Below are 24,088 nucleotides of genomic sequence, written 5' to 3' on the forward strand. Positions count from 1 at the left end.
TTGAATTACTGATTCTAAGCAAGTTTTTTGTTTTTTAGATGTCTATTAAAAGTGATAGAATTTCTTTAATTGAAAATTGAGCACCGCAAACGAATTCATCTGAAGCGCCATAATAAATAGTAAGCGTATCTCCATCAGGATCAATTATATGTCCATTTGTAAAAACAACATTTCCGAAAAAACCGCTTAATTCGTAATCTGTTGTTGGAAACATGATTGGATCATCAGTTCTTGAAATCACTTTTGAAGGATCATTTAAATCCATTAAGAAAGCACCCAAACAATATTGGTGCTTTTCATTGGCACCATGATAAATTTCTAACCAACCATTTTCTGTTTTTATTGGTGCAGCGCCGGCACCAACTCTTTTGCTGTCCCAGAGATTTTTTCTGGTCTTAATGATACATTTATGATTTCCCCAATGAATGCCGTCAGGAGAGGATGCAATCCAAATGTAATTTCCACCAATATCAACACTGCTTGGACGGTGTAAAGCATAAAATAATCCGTTTATTTTTTCTTCAAAAATGGCACAATCTTTATTATGAGGCGGTAAAATCATTCCGTGTTTCTGGAAAACTTTCCAATCTGTTGTGGTACGTAATCCTACGCCAACACCATTTTTTGATACAGAAGTAAAAGTCAGATAGTATTTCTCTTCAATTAAAGAAACACGGCAATCTTCAATTCCGAAAGTCTCTAAAATTCCTTCGCCAACAAGATGCGGATAATTTTCAGGTTCATAAAAATGACGCCCGTCTTCACTGCACAAAAGGCGAATATGTGATAATGTGGTTAAATAGTCATTTCCTTGGTAATTGATAACTCGTGCATCGGTTGCGATTAGCTCAGGATGATCTTGTAGAATTTCGATAATCTCAATAGTGCCTATTTCAGTTAAAATGGGAAAAGAAATAACGCTTTCGATTTGTTTTGGCCTTTCAGCAACCCTAACAGCCAGCCATATTTTATTTTGAAATTGAAAAACACCCGGATTTAGTAAACAAGTAATTTCTAGTCCTTCACGGCTTGCTGGTATATCTGACGGTGATAACAGCGGATTTTCTATAAAACGATTAGCAATATCTTTCATGTCTTTTTAAATCAGAACATTAAGATACAAAAAAAGCTGATACTTATTTTGTATCAGCTTTTATATAATTATACTTTTTTGACTTTCTTTAAAGCCTCTTTATAATATTCGTTTGCTTTTTCCCAATTTATATGTTTGTAAAAAGCATCAATATAACTTCCTTTTCGGTTTTGATAATCAAGATAATAAGCGTGCTCCCATAAATCAATTCCTAAAATTGGAGTTCCAGGAATCAAAGCATTTTTCATTAAAGGATTATCTTGATTGTCTGTTGTTGTAATCTGTAGTTTTCCGTATCGATCCACAACAAGCCAAACCCATCCAGAACCAAATTGTTTTTCGGCCTGTGCTTTAAACTGATTTGTCAAATTATTAAAAGACCCAAATTCTTTATTTATTGAGCCAGCAAGTGTATCTTTTGGTGTCTGTTCTTTTGGCGTCAGAAGATTAAAATACATGGTATGATTATAATATCCTCCCGCGTTTTGACGAAGTTTTGCATTACTCAGATCCATTTTCTTTAAAATGTCCTCCAGAGGCATATTTTCATACTCCGTAGAAACAATTTCTTTATTTAGATTATTCGTATAACTAACATAATGCTTAGAATAATGTGTTTCAAGAGTAAGAGAACGAATATCTGGTGCTAAACCATCATAACCAAAAGACAGTTTTGTAAGTCCAAATGAGCCAGGTTCAATCGTAACTTCTTCAGGAGTTCCAATGGTGATTTTTTCTTCTTTCGTTGGCAAAGGCACTTCAACAACTTCAGTAAGTTTGTTACTGTCATTACATGAAAATAATACGAAAAATGAAGCTATAATGCCAAAACGAGTAATGCTTTTCTTCATAATTAATTTATTTTGATGTTAGTGAATTGATGATTTCAATATAACTTTCTTTTGCTTCATCGCTCGAAATATGACTGATCTGCATCCATGCATTTGTCTTGAATGCATCTCTTAAATCAAAATTCTGCGATTGATTGTAAACTGCTGTGCCAAAAGTGGCTTGTTTGTAATACGCATAAAGTCGCAGCTGCACATCTTGAGGCAGTGAGGCCTGTGTCATTTGCAAAGCATTTTCAACAGCCTCTGCGAAACGAGTATCTAAATCTTTTTCAGACATTTAAGCTTTCGTAGCAATAATTGTTTTTCCGCCAATTGCTTTTTGGCCTAAAACCACATCAATTGGAGTACCTAAAGGTAAAAATAAATCTACTCTCGAACCAAATTTAATGAAGCCAGCATCAGTTCCCTGAACAACCTGCATTCCTTCTTTTGCGTAATTCACAATTCGACGTGCCAAAGCTCCAGCGATTTGTCTGTAAAGAACCGCTCCAAAAGTATCATTTTCGATTACAACTGTGGTTCTTTCATTTTCTTCACTAGCTTTTGGGTGCCACGCTACCAAAAATTTTCCAGGATGATATTTACTGAATTTTATAATTCCATCCATTGCGTAACGTGTTACGTGAACGTTTATTGGTGACATGAAGATCGAAACCTGTAGACGTTTATCTTTAAAAAATTCACCTTCATAAACTTCCTCAATAACCACAACTTTTCCGTCAACCGGAGCAAGGATGTGATCGCTGTTGCGAATTGCAATTCTTTTTGGGTTTCTGAAAAACTGCAAAATAATAATCAAAACTACTACGCCAGCAATTTGAACAAGCATTCTCAGCCAGGCAATATCAATAAATTTGTCAGCAATAAGCAGTACAGCAACGGCAAAAATAGTACCTAGTAAAATGGATGGTCCTCCTTCTTTATGAAACATAATATAAAATTTGATAAAATAAAAATATAATTGGTGCTACAAATATAACACTATCTAAGCGATCTAGAATACCTCCGTGTCCTGGCATAATTGAGCCACTGTCTTTTACGCCAGCAATTCGTTTAAATTTGGACTCGATTAAATCTCCAATTGTACCAAAAATACTCACAATTAAAGCAATTATGGTCCAAATTAAAATTGATTTATTACTAAACTCAGGAGTTGGCTGAATGTATAATTTTGAAATTAAAAAACCTGCAAAAGCGGCAAATACAGCACCGCCTAAAAAACCTTCGATTGTTTTTTTAGGAGAAACACGCTCAAATAATTTATGTTTTCCCATTGATTTTCCAACCAAATAAGCAAAAGTATCGTTGGTCCATATTAAAATGAATAATCCAAGAATAATTTTCGGATTATAATCATTAGTTCCAAAAGAAATCTTGACAATAAAAACAAAAGGTAGTGTGATATAACCTAATAAATATAAATATTTAGAAGAAGTACTTATTTTTTGTACCGAGTCATAAAATAAGAATAGTATACATTTTATAGATACTACCAGTGTAACGGCAAGTAGTATTAAGTCTAGTTGCTTAATATTAAGGGTCAAATCAAGATTTGAACTTAATAAACCATTTAAATACTCAGTTGTTTGTTTGTTATAATGACTGATCAGAATGATTGCAGAAAACAAAAGCGTTCCAAATAAAATGGAGAATATTTTATTCAGGCTTACTAAATTGGAAAATTCATAAATTGTAATAATTAGGAAAATGCCAAAAAGAATAATAAAGCTTTCAGTCGAAAACAGAATAGAGGTAAGCAGTAAAGCGATATAAACAGCACCAGAAATGGTTCTCTTCAGTGTTTCGTTCATCTTAAAGATCTTCTAAAAGCAATAAATAAAGATTTTTTGCAACACTTCCGTATTGGGTAAAATCTTCTTCTTTAGCCTTTTCGAAATATTTTATAGTGGTAATGTTGGTAGGATAGTCTCTTTCGTATTTGCGTTTAATTGCGCTTAATCCGTCACTTTTCATTGGCAAAATTTGGCTTGTAGTGGCAATTATGACAATGTTTGCAGGAAGTTCGTTAGGTTTGTCTTGTCTGATTTGTTTAGATGAAAACAAAATTGAGCCTTCGTCAGCAATTAAATTTTCACATGAAGCCAATAAAAATTTAGGGTTTCTAGGTGAAATATGAGGCAGTTTATTTTCTTCTAATAAATGAAAAAGACCTGGTTCGTAACATAAAACTTCATTTTCAAACCAATCATTTTCCTCTAAAATATTTTCAAATTGTTCAGCAACTTCTTGTGTGTTTTCACAATACAAAAATTTACCGCCATTTTTCTTGAAATTGAAAATGAATTGTTCGTCTATAGATAAATGACTGTTCTGAATAGGATTTCCTCCATATTCGCTTTCATTTTCCTCGTCCGAAGCGGCATCACTGGAACCAAATATTTTTTTGAAAAAATTCATTTTTATATGAAATACTTTACATGTTAATTGAAAACGTTCAAAGATAAAAAAATCTTAATTCAAAAGGCTATTTTGAATTAAGATTTTAAAAAATATTACATATTTCTGAATTATTTACGAAACCACTTCTTCTAGATTTTTGTCAAAAGTGCGTTTTCCGAAAATAGTTTCTAAGTCATCTTTAAAAATAACTTCTTTTTCGATTAAGATATCGGCAAGTTGATTTAACTTGTCTTTATTTTCTTCAAGAATTTGAATTGCTCTTTGGTACTGTCCTTCAATTAATTCTGAAATTTCAGCATCGATAATTTTTGCTGTTTCGTCAGAATATGGTTTAGAGAAGTTGTATTCGCTTTGTCCGCTTGAATCATAATACGTAACATTCCCGATTTTATCATTCAAACCGTAAATCGTTACCATTGCACGAGCCTGACGTGTTACTTTTTCTAAATCGCTTAATGCACCAGTCGAAATTCTGTCAAAAGTTACTTTTTCAGCAGCTCTTCCGCCCATTGTAGCACACATTTCGTCAAGCATTTGATCTGTTCTTACGATTTGTCTTTCTTCTGGCAAGTACCAAGCCGCTCCTAAACTTTGTCCACGAGGAACAATAGTTACTTTAATAAGTGGTGCTGCATGTTCTAACATCCAGCTTACAGTCGCGTGACCAGCTTCGTGAATTGCAATTGCTCTTTTTTCTTCTGGAGTAATGATTTTATTTTTCTTTTCAAGACCACCAATAATTCTGTCAACTGCGTCTAGGAAATCTTGTCTGTCAACTGCTGGTTTGTTATTTCTTGCAGCAATTAATGCAGCTTCGTTACAAACGTTTGCAATATCAGCACCAGAGAAACCTGGAGTTTGTTTTGCTAAGAAATCAAGATCAAGACCTTCAACTTTTTTGATAGGAGCCAAGTGAACTTTGAAGATTTCAGCTCTTTCGCGAATGTCTGGTAAGTCAACAAAAATTTGTCTGTCAAAACGTCCAGCACGCATTAAAGCTTTATCAAGAACATCAGCTCTGTTTGTTGCGGCTAAAACAATTACGTTAGAGTTTGTACCAAAACCATCCATTTCTGTCAATAATTGGTTCAAAGTATTTTCTCTTTCGTCGTTTCCGCCAGACATATTGCTTTTTCCTCTTGCTCTACCTACAGCATCAATCTCATCAATGAAAATGATTGCAGGAGATTTTTCTTTTGCCTGTTTGAATAAATCACGTACACGTGATGCTCCAACTCCTACGAACATTTCGACGAAATCAGAACCTGACAATGAAAAGAAAGGTACTTGAGCTTCGCCGGCAACAGCTTTGGCTAATAATGTTTTACCAGTTCCTGGAGGTCCTACAAGTAAAGCTCCTTTTGGAATTTTACCTCCTAAGTTTGTATATTTTTCAGGATTTTTAAGGAATTCTACAATTTCCTGAATTTCTTCTTTTGCACCTTCTAGACCTGCAACATCTTTGAATGTTGTTTTAATATCTGTTTTTTCATCAAAAAGTTTCGCTTTTGATTTACCGATATTGAAAATTTGCCCGCCTCCGCCAGCGCCTCCGCCAGACATTTTACGCATAATGAAAATCCATACACCAATAATGATGATGATAGGAAGCAAGCTGATTAAAATATCGCTCCAGTTGTTTTTTTGAAGAAAATTGAAATCTTTTAATTTCCCCTCACCAACTGCTTTTTCAAGTTTAGTTTGGAAAATTTGATCGTTACCAATTTCTAAAGTATAATGTGGCCCTTTGTTTGGGTTTTTGAAAATATCTTTAGAAACTTTCTCATTCGCTTTATCTTTAAGAGCGGCAGAAGTAAGATAAACTTCAGCTTCAGCTTTATTATAAACGATTACTTTTTCAATTTGACCTTTTTCTAATAACGTATTGAATTTAGAAGAAGTCAATTGAGCAGGCTCGCTTAAGTTAGATCCTCCGGTTGCAAAACTTATAAATAAAAAAACTAAAAGTATTGCGGTATATATTAACCAAGGACTTATTTTAAATTTATTCGGATTTGGATTATTATCTTTAGCCATTAGAAAAATTTTTCTTTAGTATTTGTTTTCGATTGTAGTTATTTTGGCGTCACCCCAAAGGCTCTCGATATTATAGTATTCACGAATGTGTTTCTGGAAAACATGTACCACGATATGCACATAATCCATCAGAACCCATTCTGCATTATCGGTTCCTTCTACGTGCCAAGGTTTATCTTTTAAGTCTTTAGATACTGTTTTTTGAATAGAGTTTACGATGGCGTTAACTTGGGTATTTGAAGATCCATTGCAAATGACAAAATAGTCACATACAGCCGTATCTATTTCTCTTAAGTCAAGAATATCGATATCATTTCCTTTTACTTCTTCAATCCCTTTGATTATGTTCGCCAGTAGAACATCATTATTAATAGTCTTTTTCGCCATGAATTATTTTTATGAATTTGTAAAGTTACCAAATTTTGTGATTATTTTTGAACCTTAACAAAATATTAAATTAAGTTAATTTAAATTACTTAGATGAAACTAATCAAACTCGATGCCATAGATTCTACAAATGACTTTCTAAAAGCGATGTCAAGCCGTGACGAACTCGATAATTTTACCGTGGTAACGGCTGAAAATCAGACAAAAGGAAAGGGGCAAATGGGGGCAAAGTGGCAGTCAGAATCTGGTAAAAACTTAATTATGAGTACCTTGGTAAAGGATTTTATTTATAATAACGAACAAGTTTTTAATTTAAGCCTAATTGTCTCATTGAGCGTGATTGAAGTTTTAAAATCGTTAAATATTCCTGATTTAAGTATAAAGTGGCCTAACGACATTATGTCATACAATAAAAAAATTGGTGGCATACTAATCGAAAATACCATCAAAAGTGATGGCAGAATCGTGTCAGTTGTCGGTTTAGGACTAAATGTCAATCAGACAAATTTTGATGAATTGCCAAATGCTTCTTCATTGGCAGTTATTTTAGGGAATTCATTCAATAAAGATCTTTTACCCGAATTGATTATCGAAAAAATCAAAGAAAAAATTGATTCTTGGACTGTTTCAGCGTCTGTTTTTTGGGACGATTATTTCAATTCGCTTTTCCGTAAAGGTGTACCAATGCCTTTTAAAAACCTTGATTCAAATGCTGACGGACAAAATTTTATGGGAATTATCCAAGGTGTTTCTTCAACTGGAAAATTACAGGTTTTGCTTGAAGATGATTCGGTTTCAGAATTTGATATTAAGGAAGTTCAAATGCTTTACTGAAGTTGCTAAGGTTCTGAGATACTAAGATTCTAAGTTTTTCTTTGATTACTGAATTAAATCTGTTGAAGCATTTTTTTGGGTTTTGGTTGTGTTTTTTTGTTCCAATAAATGATATAGAAAGTGCCTAAAATTGATGGAGTAATCCAAGCAATTAAACTGCCAATTCCTAATCCAGCAACTATGTAGGCTGTGATTGAAGCAATTAGAGCGCCAACCATTTTTCCGATGTGTTTCGACAGCCAATTTCTATTCGTTTCTGAAAAATTTCGGTAAAAGATAAAATCCTTAGCTGTCATAAAAAGCCCGAATCCGCCGAAAAAAGTAAATAAAATTCCGTTTGCAATATTGTTTAGCTGACAGTATAAACCTATCGAAATCATAATGACAGAAAAGAAAAGCATTGTTCCAGAGATTATTTTGTCTAATAAATCGGCTTTTGATTTAGTTTTAAAACTCAAAGCTCTGTTTCCAGAAATGACAAGGTAAATAGTAAATAAGCCAATTAAGAAAAGAAAAATATTTTGATGCTTTGGCATCCAGCAAATTGGCAATGAAATTAAAGAACTTGTTATCATTCCGATGGAAAAAAGTTTTCCCATTCTTTTATGCAGTTTTCCGCCTTTTTTGACAACAATACTTCCAATTCCTGTAATTAGTCCAATTCCGCCAAAGAAAGCGTGAATATAAATTAAAATCTTAATAGCTGGTTCCATTTTGATATGTTTTAGTTTGATGATTCAAACTTCGATCAATATTTCAGCGGAGAATAATTTTTGTTTCTGAAGTGTCGTTTTTTGCAGATGAAGTGTTTTTTTTACCACAAAGGCACGAAGACACAAAGTTTTTTATGCTGTAAAGATGAGTCTTTGCGTCTTAGTGTCTTAGTGTCGTTTCAAAAAAAAAGCCCGATAACAAGGATCGAGCTTTCATTTATAATTTACAATTAATAATTAACCATTAATTATAGTTTTGTCATATTATTTGCTAGAGTTTCAATAAACTTACTGATTGGCCCTTTGATCATCATAGCCATCATAGCGTTGAATTCACCTTCAAAAAATAACTGAACAGCAGATTCTGAATCAGAAACACTGTCAATATTTGAAGTCAAAGTAAACGGAAGTTTATCACTTGCAGCGCCCAAAACGATTTTGTTTGGAGCCACTTTATCTTTCATTTTTAATTTGATTTCAGGCATACCTTTCAATCCAAAAATAAAAGCATCTTCGCCAATTACTTCAAATTTAGCGATGTTATCCGGCATTAATTTTTCAAAATTCTTAACATCAGTCAATTGATCAAATAAATCTTGAGCTGATTTCTGAACAGTAACTTTTGGACTTTCTAAGTTCATATTGTTTTTTTTGTTTTTGTTTTTTACTGCAATTTTTTTACCGCAATCCCGATAGCTATCGGGAGCAAAGGTTTTTTATTTTACTTTGACTCTATTTAAGTTCGCAAAACTGAAATAAAAAAAAGAGCAAAGCGATTTTTAGAAAATCTAAAATCTAAAATCTAAAATCTAAAATCTAAAATCTAAAATCTAAAATCTAAAATCTAAAATCTAAAATCTAAAATCTAAAATCTAAAATCTAAAATCTAAAATCTAAAATTACTCTTGTCCCCACGTTGATGGACTTTCGTTCCATTCCAATAAAGTCGCTTGCTGATCTTCAGTGATATATTGTTTTTGAACTGCTAAATCCAATAGATTTTCGTAGTTGCTCAAAGTATATAAATCAATATTAGCATTTTTAAAATTTTCTTCGGCAACGCCAAAGCCATATGTGAAAATTGCCGCCATACCTTTAATATTTGCACCTTCATTACGCAAAGCTTCAACAGCTAATAAACTGCTGTTTCCAGTACTAATTAAATCTTCGACAACCACAACATTTTGGCCTTTTTGTAAAAAACCTTCCACTTGGTTTTGTCTTCCATGTTTTTTTGCTTCCGGACGCACATATACAAACGGCAATCCAAGGCTTTCAGCAACCAGAATACCAATTCCAATCGCTCCAGTAGCGACACCGGCAATTACGTCAGGTTTTCCAAATTGTTTTTCAATATTTTTCGCAAATTCATCACGAACATAGTTTCGGATGATCGGAAATGAAAGAATTAACCTATTATCACAGTAAATAGGAGATTTCCAACCAGAAGCCCATGTAAAAGGATTTTCGGGATTCAATTTAATTGCATTTATTTGCAAAAGCAATTCGGCTGTTTTTTCGGCAGTATCTTTATTAAAAATCATAGTACAAATGTATAAAGTTTTTGTGAACGACAAACCACTTTTTTTGACAAATGAAATCTCACGCGAAACAGATTTCCAATTGTTCTTGTTAGAAAGTATTGATATCGAACAGCTTATTATAAAAATTTTTCAAAATAAAATTCAAAAAGCGATTCTCTATCATCCTGACGAAAGTGAAATTATGAAAACCTTGAAGGCCAAAATTCCGGTAAATAAAGCCGGTGGAGGTTTTGTGTACAATAAAAAAGGCGAGGTTTTATTTATCTTCAGAAACGGAAAATGGGATCTTCCAAAGGGCGGGATCGAGAAAGGCGAAGATATTGAAGTTACCGCGATGCGTGAAGTTGAAGAAGAAACGGGTGTAAACCAATTGCGTATTATAAATAAACTTCAAAAAACGTATCATATTTTTAAACGCAACGGTAAATACAAGCTTAAAATAACGCATTGGTTCGAAATGCAGTCTGATTTTGAAGGAACGCCACACGGGCAAATCGAAGAAGGAATCGAAAAAGTAGCTTGGCTTAATCCTGAACAAATTAAAGAAGCGCTTAAAAACTCGTATGAGAATATTAAATTGTTATTTGCCGAAGAAAATCAATACAAATAAAAAATCGCAATATTGAATTGCGATTTAAATCAATTCCTGTTGGTGTTTTTTAATCTTTATAAGTAAAAACAAACTCCGTTTTAATACTAGGTCTTATAGTTATACTTGTTGTACCACTTTCAATACTACTGTTTTCTGTCATTTTTGACATTCTGTTTGAACTGTCAAAAATATAATCTGTCTTTGTTCTAAAATTTACAGTATAATTAGAACTCGCATCAAAAAAAGTGACAACATCTTCAGAAACTAGGTTTTCAGAAAGATCAAGAAACACAGTGCTATTAGAAGCGTAAAAACTACATAAAAAGTTATTAAGTTTCCATTCGTTGCCAAAAAGGAGTTTTTTATAATTGTAAATATTTGGCAAATTTGTGTATTTATAGGTTCTAACATTTCCGGTCAAATTTCCGTTATTTTCAAACTGAGCACACTTTTCTAAGTTGCCATTCACAAAATCATACTTGTAATAGAAAGCTCCAGAAAACGAAGTTTGTTTTTCAAATTGATTGTTTGAATTAAGTGAAATCTCCGAATGTTCCGCTGTATTATTTCCAGAAGATTTTGCCAAAAGTATTTTACCTGCCAAATGAGTAAAAACAAATTTGTTATTCAAAATTTCTTCATTTGCTGGACCTGAGATTCGGGTAATTTCAGTTATTTTTCCTGTATTAGTATACAAGAAAGTGGTTGTAATTAAAATTTCTCCATCAGGATTATAATCAATTATTTTCGAAACCAAATTCTGATTGTTATAAGTGTAGTCACTAACTCTGTTGTCAGAAGATTTAATTGTTTTAAGTTTTTCATTTTCAAAAAACATCTCTTGCGAACCTAGAATTTCATTATTTTTCGAATAATCAGTGATCTTGATAGAATTTAAATTAGTTTTAGTTCCCAAGCCACCAATTTCTTCATTTGAGCAAGAAACAATTGCAAGTGCAGTAAATAATACGATTAGCTTTTTCATCTTAATTTAAGTTTGAGTTATATTCTTGAGTAGAATATTTTCAAAAAAGTTGCGTGCCAAGATGTTAAAAATTAAAAAGATAAAAAGTTGGGCGTGCCACCATCCCGATAAGAGGGCTAATTCACTTTATGTTTATTCGCCCTCTTATCGTGATGCTGTCGGGCTTTCGCCGCTACTTCGGTAGCTTGGCTCTATCCCTCACGCAACGCTACACTTTGTGGATATTTACAGAGAATATTTATTCATTCCAATATTCCGTAGAGACGCACAGCAGTGCGTCTACGCATAGAATGTCTATACAGACTATTTTGCGTCTTTACAGATATGCTTTATCTTAATTCTATTTTGCTTTAAACTGAAGCAAAGTATCATCAATTAAATAGTCAATCTCTAAAAAGTTATGGCAGATTTTTAAAATTTCTTTCGAAAAATTTCGAGAACCCAATTCAATCCAGCCTTCAAATAAAGTAAGCGGACCAAAGTTTGTGTTCACATTTGGCCATTTTTGCCTGTAATTTTCAAAAGAATTTCTGAATTTTTCGGCAAATTTTCTGCTTTCGATAACAAAACCTTTTAGCTTTCTCAACTTTAAGGCATGAATATTATACATGATTTTTTGTTTTTTGATCGCAGAATCATTAATCCAAACAGAAAAGAAAATCCTCGACTCAGCTGTTAAAGCTTCGTGAGGATTATTTGTCCATGATTTTTTATATAATTTTATAAAAACAGAATCTAAATAAACACCAACAGAAACTTCAATTGATTTTTCATTTGGAAGCTTTTGATCAAGCTGATTGGCTATTTTTTGAAAGTTTTCCAGATAAAAAGAAGTGTCCATTTTGTGTTTTTTAGGTTTCTGAAATATAGTATTTATTCCAATTATCGTAACATCATTTAAGTATAAGCAAATCTATTCCCGCAAAGTATACCAGTTTTTGAATTGAAATTGATTCTCTTTGCGGGCACGGATTACAAATCCGCGCTAACGTTCGATGGGTTGTGAACTTTGACAAAGTTCTCTACACAAAGCTTTGCGTTCTTATCGCAAGCTAAACACTATAAAAAGAAAAAAAACTTAGCGCACTTTGCGTTAAAAAACAGCAACAAAAAATCTACAAAACACGATAAACAGGATACTGCATATGTGCCTTTTCATAGTGAACAGAATGTTTGTAAATCCAATTCAATTGTGCTTCAGAATTTTTAGCAAATTCGCGGTCATTTTGTTTTTTAGTTTCAAACTCCCCTTTTAGAGATGGATTTTCTTTTAAAAGATTAGCTGCAGTATCTTCAAAAATATATTCAGAATAATGTTCTTTTTGCTGTAAAATTGGATCGAAGAAATTCCAGTTGAAAAACGAATCAACGCCTTCTGGTTCAAAAGCTTCAACTAAATATTTTACGCCTTTTTGGCTTGTCGGAACAATGTAATCTCCTTTGGCGAAAGCCATTTTAACGATTTTAGAAGTTATTGTCGTATTTCTATGCGCATAATGCCCTTCATAAGCAGAAGGAACAGTTTTAAAATCAGCAATTTTATAGCTCTCTACTTCAATAATAGTATCATTTTTAAGCTGTGAAAAAGTGATATTATTGTTTTTCAAAAGATCAATAATATTCCAATAACCACGCGGAATGATATAAGCAGAAGGTATAACAACATCTTTTAGTGATTTGAATTCTTTAATATAGGGAACATCTTTTTTATAAGGTTTGCTTCGGTCGTAATACAAACGATTTCCCGTTGTCGCCTCACTTTTTTTGTAGCTCGCTTCATATCCTAAAAACGAAAAAGTAGTCGCTTTTGTGCTGTCTAATTCCCATTGCAAAGTATATTTTTTCTTTGGCTGATATTGTTCCAGATTTTTCACTCGAAGCTCTTTGATTTTTAGGTAATTGGCATCAGTGAAATCCAAAGTCGATTTCATGTATTCGTACGTCATTTTCACACGTTCGGCATATTTTTTCAGCATATGCGTTTCAACCACAAAACCAATTGTGTTAAATAAAGAAGTGTAACCCGTTGTATATCGCGGACTGTCAACAAATTGCCCAAAACCTTTGTCTGGTGTATCTTTAAAAGAATCAACATATGGTGTTGTTTCGATTTTCTTTTTCTGTAAATCTTTTACCAAAGCCGGCATCATTTCGTCATTCATAAAATCGCCCAGAACTTTTCCTAATTTATTGTGTTCTGTCATAATGTAAGTCAGTTTGTATTGATAATCAGAACCGTTGCTTACGTGATTGTCAATAAAAACATCGGCATTTATTTTTTGGAAAATCTCCACAAAACTTTTGGTATTTCTCGTGTCCGATTTCATTAAATCACGATTCAAATCATAGTTTCTGGCATTTCCTCTAAAGCCGTAAATTTCAGGTCCGTCTTGATTAGCTCTTGTTGTTGAATTTCGGTTTAAAGCACCACCAATATTATAAACTGGAATAGTAACCAAAACAGTATTTTTCGGTGCTTTCAGTTTTCCAATAGCTAAATCTCTGTAAAACTGCATTGTTGCATCGATTCCGTCCGGCTCTCCGGCATGAATTCCGTTATTTACAAAAAGCACTGCTTTTGTTTTCTGAATTTTATCAAAATCAAATACCGCGTCTGGATTAAAAGTAATCATATGAAGCGGTTCACCAGAATCTGTCAATCCCATTTCTTTGATTTGAATAGTTTGAAAATCATTCGCTAACATCTTATAATAAGCAATAGTTTCTTGATAAGAAGCCGATTGATTTCCGTTTCCTTTCTCGAAAAACGTATCGTATTTTTTATTGTTTTGACCAAAAGCGGTAATCGTGAAAAGTGAAATGAGAAGGGTAAAAAGTTTCATGAGTTTGATTTTAATAGGAATCAAATATAAAATTTTTTGTTTCAGGTTTCAAGTTTAAAGTTGCTATGCGTTGTGTTTTTAACCGCAAAGCACGCAAAGATTTTTTACGTATAAGGTTTTGTAAAAGCGCAAAGTTCGCAAAGCTTTGGGATAAAAACCTTTGCGAACTTTGCGTATATCTTAGCGTGCTTTGCGGTTAAAAAAAAAACTTGAAACAAAAGAAAACCTGAAACTTGAAACCTTTTAATTACTTTTGCAAAATGAATAAAAAACACCATTCCAACAATATACTTTCGAATTTAGGAATTGACAGCCTGAACGAAATGCAAGAAATGGCACAAGATGCTATTTTGAACGATAACAATGTTTTACTGCTTTCGCCAACGGGATCTGGAAAAACATTAGCTTTTTTGCTTCCGGTTTTAGAATTGTTACAGCCAGAAATTTTATCAGTTCAATGTCTGATTTTAGTTCCGTCACGCGAACTTGGATTGCAGATTGAGCAGGTTTGGAAAAAAATGGGAACGCAGTACAAAGTAAATATTTGTTACGGCGGACACTCGATTGATACTGAAATCAAGAATTTAAGTAATCCTCCAGCTGTTTTAATTGGAACGCCTGGAAGAATTGCAGATCATATTGACAGAGATACTTTTAGAACAGATAAAATTCAGACTTTAATTCTAGATGAGTTTGATAAATCGCTTCAATTAGGATTTCACGAACAGATGTCTTTCATCATTGGAAGGTTGCCTAAAGTAAATAAAAGAGTTTTGGTTTCTGCAACTTCAGATATTGAAATCCCGAAATATACAAGAGTTATAAATCCGACGGTTTTAGATTTTATTCCGGAAGAAGAGGAAAAAGCAAATCTTTCGATGAAGATGGTTTTGTCGCCATCAAAAGATAAATTAGAAAGCTTATTCAATTTAATTTGTTCGTTAAAATCGCAATCGGCAATTATTTTTTGTAATCATCGTGATGCGGCAGAGCGTATCAGTGATACTTTAAACGAAAAAGGAATTTACGCGACTTATTATCATGGCGGAATGGATCAGGATGAAAGGGAACGCGCTTTGATTCAGTTTAGAAATAGAAGTATTTCCTATTTAATCACGACTGATCTTGCTGCACGTGGATTGGATATTCCTGAAATGAAACACGTAATTCATTATCATTTGCCTTTAAAAGAAGATGAATTCACACACCGAAATGGGCGTACTGCTCGTATGCAAGCAACTGGAACGGCATATATAATCATTCATGAAAGCGAAAAAAAGCTTGACTATATTGACTATGATATGGCAATTTTGGATGTAAAAGATGTGAAAAGTCTTCCAAAACCACCAGAATTTCAAACCATTTATATTAGCGGAGGAAAAAAGACAAAATTGAATAAGTTTGACATAGTAGGATTCTTTTCTCAGAAAGGAAAACTTGAAAAAGATGATTTAGGCTTAATTGAAGTAAAAGATTTCGTTTCGTTTGCGGCGGTAAAATTCGGAAAAGTAAAAGAGCTTTTGAAGAATGTCAAAGACGAAAAAATGAAAGGAAAGAAGTTTAAAATTGAAGTGGCACGTAATGTTGTCAAAAAAGAGGAGGAGAAGGGCAAAAAGTTTTAATTTGAGTAAAATTTCATAAATCGGACAGTTAAAATTCTATTTTGTTGTTTATCAGGTTTTTAGAAAATGAAAACTAAGTTTTACAATTTTGTGTTAAAAAAATAACGATTTGATAGGGGTTTTTTCATAAATTCTATGTTTTTTTGTTACAGTAAAAATGTAAACCCCAAATCCATTATGAAAAGAATTATTACCGTTGCAATTTTGTTCTTTAGTTTTGCTTCTTTCGCACAAATTAAAGTTCTTGAAACCGTTCCTGTTGAGAAATTAGGGAAAGTAAACAACAACTACATTCAAAAAATTGGAGACGAATACACTGTATATTACACTAGTATTCAAAACGATGACGAAGGATCAGCTTTAAGAAAATTTACATTCAAAAATGTAAATAATGATTACGCGAGCCTTTATAGCATTATTATGAATGGTTTCACTGCAAATCCTTTGTATGACATTAAATTAGAATTACCTAACAACTACATTTGGTTGCATTACACAGGAAGCGTTATTCCAGAAAAAGCTACAGTTCAATTTATGGTGTCAAGCAAAGAGGCTACTTCAGCAACAAGCAGTGTTTCTGAGCCATTTGTAAAAGATCAAATCAATAAATTATTTCAAAAGTAATTTTTAGTTTCAGATTTCAGGTTTAATTTGTTTCAAGTTATTTCCAGAATCTTAAAATAATAAAAAAGGCTATTCAGATTTTGAATAGCCTTTTTTTATGTTTCGACTTTCTTAGCGCTGTGCTCATTTTAACGCAAAAGCACGCTAAGTATTTTTCTAATGTTTTGTAAAAAAAAAAAGCAAAGTTCGCAAAGCTTTGTGAATAAAAAACTTTGCGAACTTTGCTTAAATCTTTGCGTGCTTTGCGGTTAAAATAGTTGAAGCTTCAAGAAGGCTTAGCAACTTAGAACCTTAGTGTCTTAGAATCTCAGCACCTATATTTTCTTCACGTACTGTGTAATAATCACAATTTGTTGTCCATCAACTTTTCCTTCAATATATTCAGCATTTTCGTGATCTAAGCGAATGTTTCTAACAGCAGTTCCTTGTTTGGCAACCATGCTAGAACCTTTTACTTTTAAATCTTTAATTAAAACTACCGAATCTCCATGTTGTAAAACAACGCCATTGCTGTCGCGGTGAACGAGTTTGTTTTCGTCATCTTCGCCTTCTCCAGTAGCGCTGGCCCATGTTAATGTATCTTCGTCTAAATACATCATGTCTAATAATTCTTGTGGCCAACCTGCAGCGCGCAAACGGCTCAGCATTCTCCATGCAACAACCTGAACCGGAATATTTTCATTCCACATGCTGTCATTCAAGCATCTCCAGTGATTTAAATCGACATTATCTGGATTTTCAATTTGGTCAATACAAGTAGTACAAGCTAAAATAGCTTCATCAATACCGCCTTTTTGAGTTGGCAGTACTTGATATACTTTTAGGTTTTCTTCGGCGCCGCAAAGTTCACATTTAGATCCGCTTCGTTTGCTTAATTCTCTTTCGATGCTCATTATATTGTTTTTTTGCAAAAGTACAGTTAAATACTACATTTTGCAAGTTGTGTTTTGAATATTAAATATTAATTGCGTTTGACTTCGAAAATTTTATTTTCACTATAAAGTTTCAACATCTCTTTTTTAGCAACTACAGATTTGTTTTTGTAGTTTTTTTCAACGTCAATCTTGTCGATATTTGTTTTGTTGTCAATTTCCATATCATTTAAGAAAATTGTCAAACTGTCTTTTGAAACCTCACTTACTTTTACCGATGTGTAAAAACCTTTATTTGAATCTAAAAAATATACATCTCCGGCTTTTGGGTCTTTAATAAAATCAGAAGTGTCTTTTCCTTTTTGTACCGTACTATACATACCAAAGAGAAAAAGGGCAGCTATAATAAATACTCCAGAATACATCCAAAGAGGACTACTGATTCTTCCCATTGAGTAATGTATTTTTTGCTTAATAGGAGATGAGAAATCTTTCTGTTCAAATGTTTTTTTACACGAGTTGCATTCGGCAAAAGTTAATTTTTTAATTGGAAAAAATGGTATCCAATAAATGTGTGCATACTTTTCGTATACACTGTAATTCATGGAAACAGCAGTGTTGCATTGTGGGCAATCTACATTACTAATGCGGTCGTTTTTGATGTGAGTCGATTTGGTTCCGTAAAAAATCATTATTAAGGTTTTATTGGTTAATAAAACAAAAATAACGAATTAATCGAGCTATGCAAATAGGTTTACTTGTACTTTGTACATTTATTTCTTAACCCTTACAGCATCTGGAACCAGCATTTCGTACTCACCGCCGTTACGCAATACATCGCGAACAATGCTTGAGCTAATGTATGATGTTCTGGCAGCAGTCAATAAAAACACAGTTTCAATTTTAGAAAGACGTCTGTTCGTGTGTGCAATTGCTTTTTCGAATTCAAAGTCGGCTGGGTTGCGTAGGCCTCTTAATATAAAATTGGCTTTTTGCTTGTGTGCCAAATCAATTGTTAGTCCTTCATAAGTGATCACCGAAATTTTTGGTTCGTCTTTGAAAGTTTCTTCAATAAAGCGTTTTCTTTCTTCAAGTGAAAACATGTATTTTTTTTCGGCATTCACACCAATTGCAATTACGATTTCATCAAATAAAGAAATTCCTCTTTTGATAATATCTTCATGTCCTAGTGTAATTGGGTCAAATGATCCGGGAAATATGGCTTTTCGCATTTTTTTTAAGGTTCTGAGGTTCTGAGAGGCTAAGGTACTAAGTTTTTTTAGGATTTGAGGTTCTTTGAAGGACTTCGACTTCGCTCAGTCTGACAGCTTATTTGGTTTAAAAAATAAGGTGCTAATCCCGATAGCTATCGGGATAGAATCTTAGCACCTCAGTATCTTAGTAACTAGGCCAAAGCCAACTCAATTGCATTTGTAAACAAATCTTCTAGAGAAATTCCGGCTGCTTTTGCTTGTTGCGGAATCAAACTTTCGGTTGTTAAACCTGGAATTGTGTTCATTTCAAGCATGTAAGGCTCATCGTTTACAATAATGAATTCGCTTCTTGAGAAACCTTTCATTTTTAAAACTTCGTAAGCACGTTTTGCAGTATCTCCCACTTTTTTAGTTAATTCATCAGAGATTCTCGCTGGTGTGATTTCTTGCGATTTTCCTTCGTATTTCGCTTCGTAATCGAAGAAATCATTGTCAGAAACAATTTCTGTGATTGGTAAAACTTTGATTTCGCCTTTGTAATTGATTACGCCAACAGAAACTTCAGTTCCATCAAGGAAACTTTCGATGATGATTTCGTTATCTTCTTTATAGGCAACTTCAATTGCGATTGGCAATTCGGCTTCAGTTTTTACTTTTGAGATTCCGAAACTTGAACCCGCTTTGTTTGGTTTTACGAAACATGGCAAGCCTACTTTTTTAACGATTTCGGCTGTATTGATTTCGTCACCTTTGTTTAAATAATACGAAATTGCTGTTTTGATTCCGTACGGTTTTAAAACCGATAATAAATCTCTTTTATTGAATGTAAGAGCCGATTGGTAATAATCGCAAGATGATTGCGGTAAACCGATTAATTCAAAATAAGCCTGCATTAATCCATCTTCACCTGGAGTTCCGTGAATGGCATTGAAAACACAATCAAAAGTAATTTTTTCGCCGTTTACAGTTACAGAAAAATCATTTCTGTCAATTGGGAATTCAGCGTCGTTTGCGTCTACATAAACCCATTTTTCTTTGAAAATATGAATTCGGAATCCGTTGTATTTTGTTTTGTCAAGATATTGGTACACAACGTTTCCGCTGATAAGCGAAATTTTGTATTCGCTTGAATATCCGCCCATGATGATGGCAATGTTTTTCATTTATATGTTTTGTTTCAAGTTTTAATTTGTTTTAAGTTTCAAGTTTTGGACTTTTTTATGAAATTGTTCTTATTTTTTGTCATTCCGAGGAACGAGGAATCTCCGCAAGAAACTAACACAAAGTATATCAAGCATGTAGAGCTACTTGTGGAGATTCCTCGTTCCTCGGAATGACAAACAGTATAAATAATCTTCTTTTGAAACCCAGTGCCCTAGCCCTGATGGAAGCGGCATCCTTTTGTGCCGGGGTTCGGCGCAAAAGATACAGCGGACAGCAGGAAACAGCTCCTGAAAATTATCCTTCTCCCGATACTTCGGGACGCTCAGGATGGCAATCGGGCGAGTTTCTTGTTTTAAACAAAATTATCATTTTTTTTGAAATGAAATACTTTATCTTTGCCTCAACTAAAAATTAATTTATGAGTTTACGTAAGTATTTAACTAGCCGCGTATTTTTTTTACAATTATTGGCTGCGGCAGCTATCATTGCAGTTTTGGGTTATTTGTTTATGCATTGGCTGACTTTTACAACTGATCACGGACACGAAATTGCAGTTCCGAATTTAGCAAAATTGACTGAAGAACAGGTTGAAGAGAAATTAGACGAACTGGACTTAGATTATGTGCTTTTGGATAGTGTTGATTACCGTAGTGAATATCCGAAATTTAGTGTTGTTGAGCAAGATCCGTTGCCGGGAACTAAAGTGAAAGTAGGAAGAAAAATATATATTAAAATTAACTCGTCTGGATTCTCATCTGTGAAAATTCCTGATTTAATTGAAAAAACGTATCGTGAAGCGGTTCCAACTTTGAAAGCTTTAGGACTTGAGCCTGGAACAATTACTTATATTCCGAATCTTGGAAAAGATATGGTTCTTGAAATGCGTTACAAAGGCAGAAATTTAAAAGTAGGAGACCGTGTTTTGAAAGCGTCTAAAATTGATTTGGTTTTAGGTGACGGAAAAGCGAGTTATGTAGATGATAGTCAGGCAACAGATAGTACAGCTGTGCCTGCAGAAACCCCACAAGATGAACAATAATATTGATGAAAATTTAGATCTGGAAGACGAATTATTCGAACATTACAGATTTGAAGTCCCAAAAGGTCAAGCGTTTTTGCGTATTGACAAATATTTAATGAATTTGATTCAGAATGCTACGCGTAATAAAATTCAGAACGCTGCAAACGACGGAAACATTTTTGTAAATGATATTCCGGTAAAATCAAATTATAAAGTAAAGCCTTTTGATGTGATAACAGTTATGTTGTCGCATCCGCCATACGAAAATCATATTCTGCCAGAAGATCTTCCGATCAATATTGTGTATGAAGATGATGCGTTTTTATTGATCAATAAAGAGCCGGGAATGGTAGTTCATCCTGGGCACGGAAATTATACAGGAACTCTTGTAAATGCATTGGCACATCATTTTGATAATTTGCCAATGAACAGCAGTGAACGTCCTGGTTTGGTGCACCGAATAGATAAGGATACTTCTGGACTTTTGGTTGTTGCCAAAACTGAAGCAGCAATGACGCATTTAGCGAAACAATTTGAAGCTAAAACCACTGAACGCGAATATATTGCGCTTGTTTGGGGGAATGTTGCAGCAGAAAGCGGTACAATTGAAGGAAATCTTGCTAGACATTTAAAAGACCGTATGCAAATGGCGGTTTTTGCTGATCCAGAAATTGGAAAACCAGCTATTACGCATTATAAGGTTTTGGAACGTTTTGGTTATGTAACTTTGATTTCGTGTAAACTGGAAACGGGAAGAACGCACCAAATTCGCGCGCATATGAAACATATTGGTCATCCTTTATTTAATGACGAACGTTACGGCGGTCATTTGATTTTGAAAGGAACGACGTTTACAAAATACAAACAGTTTATCGAGAATTGTTTTAAAGCGTTGCCACGTCAAGCTTTACATGCGAAAACGCTTGGATTTGTTCACCCGAATACGGGAGAAATGATGCGTTTTGATACGGAATTGCCACAGGATTTTCAGGATTGTATTGAAAAATGGCGTACGTATGTGAAGTCACATAATACGGAAGATGAAGAGAATTAATTAGATAATTTGTCAATTCGAAAATTAGATAATTTTTTATAAAACACAAATTCCACTAATTTACACGAAAATTAATCTGTGTAAATTAGTGGAATTCGTGTTTTAATTCAATTCTGAGTGATATTTTATTTTACCAATTGATCCTGTTGGATTTGGTAAAAGCTCGAAAACTGAAGTAGGAGCGAGGCCTTGTTCTATTCGATGTGAAACGTATAAAATTGTGACGTTTGTTTCTTGCTTAATTGTATTGATTAGCTGAATGACCAAATCTACATTTTCGTCGTCCAAACCTTCTACAGGTTCGTCTAGAATTAGTAATGGCGGATGTTTTAAAACGGCGCGAACAATTAGCGCGACTCTTTGCTGGCCAATGGAAAGATCGATGAAACGTTTTTTTCTTAAATGTGTCATTTCGATAACTTCCAGCCATTGTGATACAATTTGCTGTTGATGTGTTGTTGGCTCATTATAAAGTCCGATGGAGTCAAAAAATCCGGAAAGAATCATTTGTTCTAGAGTGTGTCCTTTTTGAAATAAATCGGTCATCGAAGTAGTGAAAATTCCGATTTGTTTTTTGATATCCCAAACGCTTTCTCCCGTTCCTTTTTTTCTTCCGAATAAATATAAATCCTGCCCAAAACCTTTTGGATTATCGCCTGTAATTAAGGATAAAATAGTACTTTTTCCAGAGCCATTCGGACCAATTAATTGCCAGAATTCACCTTGTTTTATGGTCCACGAAATGTTGTCAAGAATTTTTCTTTCATCATAACTTACTGAAACGTTTTCCAGTTTTATCAATACACTTTCGTGGAAGGAATGCGGTTCAATCGCTTTTGGAATTGCCGATGTATTCAGCGTTTTAAAATGGTTTTCGGTTTTTGAAAGAGGATGTAATTCAAAAGTATTGTCTCTAATCTGTGCTTTGTTGGGAACAAATTCCAAAACATCAACAACGCGATTCAGCAATTGAATAATAGCAATATCATTCGTTAAATCTTTTAAAGAATCGGCCAAAATTACTCTTGAAGCCTGATCTAAATGATCAAACGGATTATCAAAAATGATAAAATCTGGTTTTTGATTAATGCAGTATTTTAAAAATTCTTTTTTACGCTCGCCTGATGAAAAAGTTCTCAATTGGCGATGAGATTCCGGAGAAGCTTCTACGCTGTCATATTGGTATTCTTTTTCGATGAATTTTTCAATTGCGATATCTGAAAACAGAATTCCTTTTTGATCGTTAAAAATGGCTAATTCACCTTTTGCTTCGCCATTTAAAATATTGTCTATAAAAGCTTTTTTGTTTACCTGGTTAGATAAAAGTATGTCCCAGTGTTGCATTATAAAATCTTAAAATAATTATTCTAGTTTTTTGTTGCCATTTCGCGGTCATTTCTCGACCATTCGCTCCAAGAGCCAACGTATAATTTTGGAATTGAAATTCCGGCATAATCCAAAGCTAATAAAGTATGGCAAGCCGTAACGCCAGAACCACAATGTACAATTACATTTTCTGAAGATTTGTTTTGTAAAACAGCGGTATATTTTTCTGCTAAAATTTCAGCCGATTTAAAAAGACCGTTTTCGTCCAGATTTTCGCCAAACGGAACATTTACAGCTCCGGGAATATGTCCAGCAATTAAATCTAGCGGTTCTGTTAAACCATCGAAACGGTTTTTATCTCTTACGTCGATTACGATATTTTCACTGTTATTTCGAGCTTTTTCAACTTCTTCAATATCGGCTGTTTTTAATTTCCATTCTGAAACTTTATAATTTGTCAATTCGAAATTTTCAATTTCGGAACTTAAAGGAAAGCTGGCTTTTACAGCTTCTTGTAAACCGCCATTTAAAACCTGAATTTTTTCATGTCCAACAGATCTCAGCATCCACCAAAATCGTGACGCTGCATTTGATCCGTTTTTGTCATCATAAACAATGACATGACTTTCTGGCGAAATTCCGAGTTTTGACAATACTTCAGAAAATTTAGAAAAAGAAGGCAAAGGATGTCTTCCGCCATTTTTCGGATTACAGTCCACTGTTGCTAAATCTTTGTTTAAATCAACATATCGAGCATTTTTTAAATGCTCTTTTTGATAATTTTCATGCGCATTAATTCCAGCTCTGGCATCAATTAATATGATTTCTGAAGAATTAAGTTTTAATAATTCTTCAGAATTTATGATGGGAGAAAGTTTGTTTGACATTGTA

At 33.6% G+C, this 24,088-nt stretch carries 27 protein-coding genes; 7 read left to right on the forward strand and 20 right to left on the reverse strand.

What is annotated here, in order from left to right; translation table 11 throughout:
• Nucleotides 1-34: 34 nt before the first annotated feature.
• The 8 genes from RB619_RS02530 to rsfS all read right to left on the reverse strand — a co-directional run bounded on the left by RB619_RS02530 (nucleotide 35) and on the right by rsfS (nucleotide 6,789).
• Nucleotides 35-1,093 (reverse strand): glycoside hydrolase family 130 protein, encoded by a 1,059-nt coding sequence (locus tag RB619_RS02530; protein WP_308093742.1) that lies wholly within the window; start codon nucleotides 1,091-1,093, stop codon nucleotides 35-37.
• 68 nt (nucleotides 1,094-1,161) lie between these two features.
• A complete protein-coding gene (locus tag RB619_RS02535; protein ID WP_308093745.1) occupies nucleotides 1,162-1,944 on the reverse strand; it encodes a superoxide dismutase in 783 nt (260 codons plus the stop codon).
• A gap of 7 nt (nucleotides 1,945-1,951) precedes the next feature.
• Entirely contained in the window at nucleotides 1,952-2,221 is a 270-nt protein-coding gene (locus RB619_RS02540) for an acyl-CoA-binding protein (protein WP_308093748.1), read from the reverse strand.
• On the reverse strand, nucleotides 2,222-2,875 hold the full coding sequence (locus RB619_RS02545) for a phosphatidylserine decarboxylase family protein (protein WP_133525656.1): 654 nt from the start codon (nucleotides 2,873-2,875) through the stop codon (nucleotides 2,222-2,224). It abuts the gene before it with no gap.
• Nucleotides 2,865-3,755, reverse strand: coding sequence for a phosphatidate cytidylyltransferase (locus RB619_RS02550; RefSeq protein ID WP_308093754.1), 891 nt, complete (start codon nucleotides 3,753-3,755; stop codon nucleotides 2,865-2,867). Before RB619_RS02550 ends, RB619_RS02545 begins: the two co-directional genes overlap by 11 nt.
• A 1-nt stretch (nucleotide 3,756) precedes the next feature.
• The gene (locus RB619_RS02555) at nucleotides 3,757-4,362 is read right to left on the reverse strand and encodes a lactate utilization protein B/C (protein ID WP_308093756.1); all 606 of its coding nucleotides are present in this window, start codon (nucleotides 4,360-4,362) and stop codon (nucleotides 3,757-3,759) included.
• Between the two features lie 114 nt (nucleotides 4,363-4,476).
• Nucleotides 4,477-6,402 carry an ATP-dependent zinc metalloprotease FtsH gene (gene ftsH, locus RB619_RS02560; RefSeq protein ID WP_308093759.1) on the reverse strand — a complete coding sequence of 642 codons (1,926 nt, stop codon included), beginning with the start codon at nucleotides 6,400-6,402 and terminating at the stop codon, nucleotides 4,477-4,479.
• 15 nt (nucleotides 6,403-6,417) lie between these two features.
• Nucleotides 6,418-6,789: a ribosome silencing factor gene (gene rsfS / locus RB619_RS02565; protein ID WP_007809313.1), complete on the reverse strand. Its 372-nt coding sequence runs from the start codon at nucleotides 6,787-6,789 to the stop codon at nucleotides 6,418-6,420.
• A gap of 93 nt (nucleotides 6,790-6,882) precedes the next feature.
• On the opposite strand from rsfS, the gene RB619_RS02570 reads away from it, so the two are divergent.
• Complete coding sequence (locus tag RB619_RS02570; RefSeq protein ID WP_308093772.1) at nucleotides 6,883-7,623, forward strand: biotin--[acetyl-CoA-carboxylase] ligase; 741 nt, start codon at nucleotides 6,883-6,885, stop codon at nucleotides 7,621-7,623.
• 53 nt (nucleotides 7,624-7,676) lie between these two features.
• On the opposite strand, the gene RB619_RS02575 is transcribed toward RB619_RS02570, so the two are convergent.
• The 3 genes from RB619_RS02575 to pyrE form a co-directional block, all read right to left on the reverse strand.
• A complete protein-coding gene (locus tag RB619_RS02575; protein ID WP_308093775.1) occupies nucleotides 7,677-8,336 on the reverse strand; it encodes a hypothetical protein in 660 nt (219 codons plus the stop codon).
• A 248-nt stretch (nucleotides 8,337-8,584) separates the two neighbouring features.
• Complete coding sequence (locus tag RB619_RS02580) at nucleotides 8,585-8,977, reverse strand: SRPBCC family protein (protein WP_133525662.1); 393 nt, start codon at nucleotides 8,975-8,977, stop codon at nucleotides 8,585-8,587.
• A 258-nt stretch (nucleotides 8,978-9,235) separates the two neighbouring features.
• Entirely contained in the window at nucleotides 9,236-9,880 is a 645-nt protein-coding gene (gene pyrE, locus RB619_RS02585; RefSeq protein WP_308093778.1) for an orotate phosphoribosyltransferase, read from the reverse strand.
• A gap of 7 nt (nucleotides 9,881-9,887) precedes the next feature.
• Between pyrE and RB619_RS02590 the strand changes: the two genes are divergently transcribed.
• Complete coding sequence (locus RB619_RS02590) at nucleotides 9,888-10,490, forward strand: NUDIX domain-containing protein (protein WP_308093781.1); 603 nt, start codon at nucleotides 9,888-9,890, stop codon at nucleotides 10,488-10,490.
• A gap of 49 nt (nucleotides 10,491-10,539) precedes the next feature.
• Here the strand turns inward: RB619_RS02590 and RB619_RS02595 are convergent, their stop codons facing one another.
• The 3 genes from RB619_RS02595 to RB619_RS02605 all read right to left on the reverse strand — a co-directional run bounded on the left by RB619_RS02595 (nucleotide 10,540) and on the right by RB619_RS02605 (nucleotide 14,300).
• A complete protein-coding gene (locus RB619_RS02595; RefSeq protein WP_308093783.1) occupies nucleotides 10,540-11,457 on the reverse strand; it encodes a hypothetical protein in 918 nt (305 codons plus the stop codon).
• A gap of 340 nt (nucleotides 11,458-11,797) precedes the next feature.
• A complete protein-coding gene (locus RB619_RS02600; protein ID WP_308093784.1) occupies nucleotides 11,798-12,298 on the reverse strand; it encodes a hypothetical protein in 501 nt (166 codons plus the stop codon).
• 274 nt (nucleotides 12,299-12,572) lie between these two features.
• Nucleotides 12,573-14,300 (reverse strand): M14 family metallopeptidase, encoded by a 1,728-nt coding sequence (locus tag RB619_RS02605; RefSeq protein WP_308093786.1) that lies wholly within the window; start codon nucleotides 14,298-14,300, stop codon nucleotides 12,573-12,575.
• Nucleotides 14,301-14,560: 260 nt separating this feature from the next.
• Between RB619_RS02605 and RB619_RS02610 the strand changes: the two genes are divergently transcribed.
• Together RB619_RS02610 and RB619_RS02615 are read left to right on the forward strand one after the other, a co-directional pair.
• Nucleotides 14,561-15,922, forward strand: coding sequence for a DEAD/DEAH box helicase (locus tag RB619_RS02610; protein ID WP_308093788.1), 1,362 nt, complete (start codon nucleotides 14,561-14,563; stop codon nucleotides 15,920-15,922).
• 177 nt (nucleotides 15,923-16,099) lie between these two features.
• Nucleotides 16,100-16,546, forward strand: a complete 447-nt coding sequence (locus RB619_RS02615) for a hypothetical protein (RefSeq protein WP_308093790.1) — start codon at nucleotides 16,100-16,102, stop codon at nucleotides 16,544-16,546.
• Nucleotides 16,547-16,860: 314 nt separating this feature from the next.
• Here the strand turns inward: RB619_RS02615 and RB619_RS02620 are convergent, their stop codons facing one another.
• The 4 genes from RB619_RS02620 to RB619_RS02635 all read right to left on the reverse strand — a co-directional run bounded on the left by RB619_RS02620 (nucleotide 16,861) and on the right by RB619_RS02635 (nucleotide 19,795).
• A complete protein-coding gene (locus tag RB619_RS02620) occupies nucleotides 16,861-17,439 on the reverse strand; it encodes a PhnA domain-containing protein (protein WP_308093792.1) in 579 nt (192 codons plus the stop codon).
• A gap of 68 nt (nucleotides 17,440-17,507) precedes the next feature.
• On the reverse strand, nucleotides 17,508-18,110 hold the full coding sequence (locus RB619_RS02625) for a zinc-ribbon domain-containing protein (RefSeq protein WP_308093794.1): 603 nt from the start codon (nucleotides 18,108-18,110) through the stop codon (nucleotides 17,508-17,510).
• A gap of 81 nt (nucleotides 18,111-18,191) precedes the next feature.
• Nucleotides 18,192-18,650, reverse strand: a complete 459-nt coding sequence (gene coaD, locus RB619_RS02630; RefSeq protein ID WP_155100868.1) for a pantetheine-phosphate adenylyltransferase — start codon at nucleotides 18,648-18,650, stop codon at nucleotides 18,192-18,194.
• Between the two features lie 173 nt (nucleotides 18,651-18,823).
• The gene (locus RB619_RS02635; protein ID WP_308093798.1) at nucleotides 18,824-19,795 is read right to left on the reverse strand and encodes a D-alanine--D-alanine ligase; all 972 of its coding nucleotides are present in this window, start codon (nucleotides 19,793-19,795) and stop codon (nucleotides 18,824-18,826) included.
• 197 nt (nucleotides 19,796-19,992) lie between these two features.
• Here RB619_RS02635 and RB619_RS02640 point away from each other — a divergent pair, with 197 nt between their 5' ends.
• The 3 genes from RB619_RS02640 to RB619_RS02650 are packed head-to-tail and all read left to right on the forward strand — an operon-like array spanning nucleotide 19,993 to nucleotide 21,871.
• Nucleotides 19,993-20,211 (forward strand): hypothetical protein, encoded by a 219-nt coding sequence (locus RB619_RS02640; protein WP_308093800.1) that lies wholly within the window; start codon nucleotides 19,993-19,995, stop codon nucleotides 20,209-20,211.
• A 3-nt stretch (nucleotides 20,212-20,214) separates the two neighbouring features.
• Nucleotides 20,215-20,835 (forward strand): PASTA domain-containing protein, encoded by a 621-nt coding sequence (locus RB619_RS02645; protein ID WP_133525678.1) that lies wholly within the window; start codon nucleotides 20,215-20,217, stop codon nucleotides 20,833-20,835.
• The gene (locus tag RB619_RS02650; RefSeq protein ID WP_308093804.1) at nucleotides 20,825-21,871 is read left to right on the forward strand and encodes an RluA family pseudouridine synthase; all 1,047 of its coding nucleotides are present in this window, start codon (nucleotides 20,825-20,827) and stop codon (nucleotides 21,869-21,871) included. Before RB619_RS02645 ends, RB619_RS02650 begins: the two co-directional genes overlap by 11 nt.
• Before the next feature lie 102 nt (nucleotides 21,872-21,973).
• Here the strand turns inward: RB619_RS02650 and RB619_RS02655 are convergent, their stop codons facing one another.
• A complete protein-coding gene (locus tag RB619_RS02655) occupies nucleotides 21,974-23,215 on the reverse strand; it encodes an ATP-binding cassette domain-containing protein (RefSeq protein ID WP_308093806.1) in 1,242 nt (413 codons plus the stop codon).
• 23 nt (nucleotides 23,216-23,238) lie between these two features.
• Nucleotides 23,239-24,084: a sulfurtransferase gene (locus tag RB619_RS02660; RefSeq protein WP_308093808.1), complete on the reverse strand. Its 846-nt coding sequence runs from the start codon at nucleotides 24,082-24,084 to the stop codon at nucleotides 23,239-23,241.
• Between the last annotated feature and the right edge of the window lie 4 nt (nucleotides 24,085-24,088).

Source organism: Flavobacterium sp. LHD-80 (assembly GCF_030929605.1).
GTDB lineage: Bacteria > Bacteroidota > Bacteroidia > Flavobacteriales > Flavobacteriaceae > Flavobacterium.

Bases quoted from the DNA above. Each gene is read 5' to 3' on its own strand.
- RB619_RS02660 (WP_308093808.1), bottom strand. From the start codon at position 24,084: ATGTCAAACAAACTTTCTCCCATCATAAATTCTGAAGAATTATTAAAA.
- RB619_RS02545 (WP_133525656.1), bottom strand. From the start codon at position 2,875: ATGTTTCATAAAGAAGGAGGACCATCCATTTTACTAGGTACTATTTTT.
- RB619_RS02535 (WP_308093745.1), bottom strand. From the start codon at position 1,944: ATGAAGAAAAGCATTACTCGTTTTGGCATTATAGCTTCATTTTTCGTA.
- RB619_RS02530 (WP_308093742.1), bottom strand. From the start codon at position 1,093: ATGAAAGATATTGCTAATCGTTTTATAGAAAATCCGCTGTTATCACCG.
- RB619_RS02590 (WP_308093781.1), top strand. From the start codon at position 9,888: ATGTATAAAGTTTTTGTGAACGACAAACCACTTTTTTTGACAAATGAA.
- RB619_RS02575 (WP_308093775.1), bottom strand. From the start codon at position 8,336: ATGGAACCAGCTATTAAGATTTTAATTTATATTCACGCTTTCTTTGGC.
- RB619_RS02605 (WP_308093786.1), bottom strand. From the start codon at position 14,300: ATGAAACTTTTTACCCTTCTCATTTCACTTTTCACGATTACCGCTTTT.
- RB619_RS02655 (WP_308093806.1), bottom strand. From the start codon at position 23,215: ATGCAACACTGGGACATACTTTTATCTAACCAGGTAAACAAAAAAGCT.
- RB619_RS02615 (WP_308093790.1), top strand. From the start codon at position 16,100: ATGAAAAGAATTATTACCGTTGCAATTTTGTTCTTTAGTTTTGCTTCT.
- RB619_RS02620 (WP_308093792.1), bottom strand. From the start codon at position 17,439: ATGAGCATCGAAAGAGAATTAAGCAAACGAAGCGGATCTAAATGTGAA.
- RB619_RS02645 (WP_133525678.1), top strand. From the start codon at position 20,215: ATGAGTTTACGTAAGTATTTAACTAGCCGCGTATTTTTTTTACAATTA.
- pyrE (WP_308093778.1), bottom strand. From the start codon at position 9,880: ATGATTTTTAATAAAGATACTGCCGAAAAAACAGCCGAATTGCTTTTG.
- RB619_RS02610 (WP_308093788.1), top strand. From the start codon at position 14,561: ATGAATAAAAAACACCATTCCAACAATATACTTTCGAATTTAGGAATT.
- rsfS (WP_007809313.1), bottom strand. From the start codon at position 6,789: ATGGCGAAAAAGACTATTAATAATGATGTTCTACTGGCGAACATAATC.
- RB619_RS02635 (WP_308093798.1), bottom strand. From the start codon at position 19,795: ATGAAAAACATTGCCATCATCATGGGCGGATATTCAAGCGAATACAAA.
- RB619_RS02540 (WP_308093748.1), bottom strand. From the start codon at position 2,221: ATGTCTGAAAAAGATTTAGATACTCGTTTCGCAGAGGCTGTTGAAAAT.
- RB619_RS02600 (WP_308093784.1), bottom strand. From the start codon at position 12,298: ATGGACACTTCTTTTTATCTGGAAAACTTTCAAAAAATAGCCAATCAG.
- RB619_RS02570 (WP_308093772.1), top strand. From the start codon at position 6,883: ATGAAACTAATCAAACTCGATGCCATAGATTCTACAAATGACTTTCTA.
- RB619_RS02550 (WP_308093754.1), bottom strand. From the start codon at position 3,755: ATGAACGAAACACTGAAGAGAACCATTTCTGGTGCTGTTTATATCGCT.
- RB619_RS02580 (WP_133525662.1), bottom strand. From the start codon at position 8,977: ATGAACTTAGAAAGTCCAAAAGTTACTGTTCAGAAATCAGCTCAAGAT.
- coaD (WP_155100868.1), bottom strand. From the start codon at position 18,650: ATGCGAAAAGCCATATTTCCCGGATCATTTGACCCAATTACACTAGGA.
- RB619_RS02595 (WP_308093783.1), bottom strand. From the start codon at position 11,457: ATGAAAAAGCTAATCGTATTATTTACTGCACTTGCAATTGTTTCTTGC.
- RB619_RS02625 (WP_308093794.1), bottom strand. From the start codon at position 18,110: ATGATTTTTTACGGAACCAAATCGACTCACATCAAAAACGACCGCATT.
- RB619_RS02650 (WP_308093804.1), top strand. From the start codon at position 20,825: ATGAACAATAATATTGATGAAAATTTAGATCTGGAAGACGAATTATTC.
- ftsH (WP_308093759.1), bottom strand. From the start codon at position 6,402: ATGGCTAAAGATAATAATCCAAATCCGAATAAATTTAAAATAAGTCCT.
- RB619_RS02555 (WP_308093756.1), bottom strand. From the start codon at position 4,362: ATGAATTTTTTCAAAAAAATATTTGGTTCCAGTGATGCCGCTTCGGAC.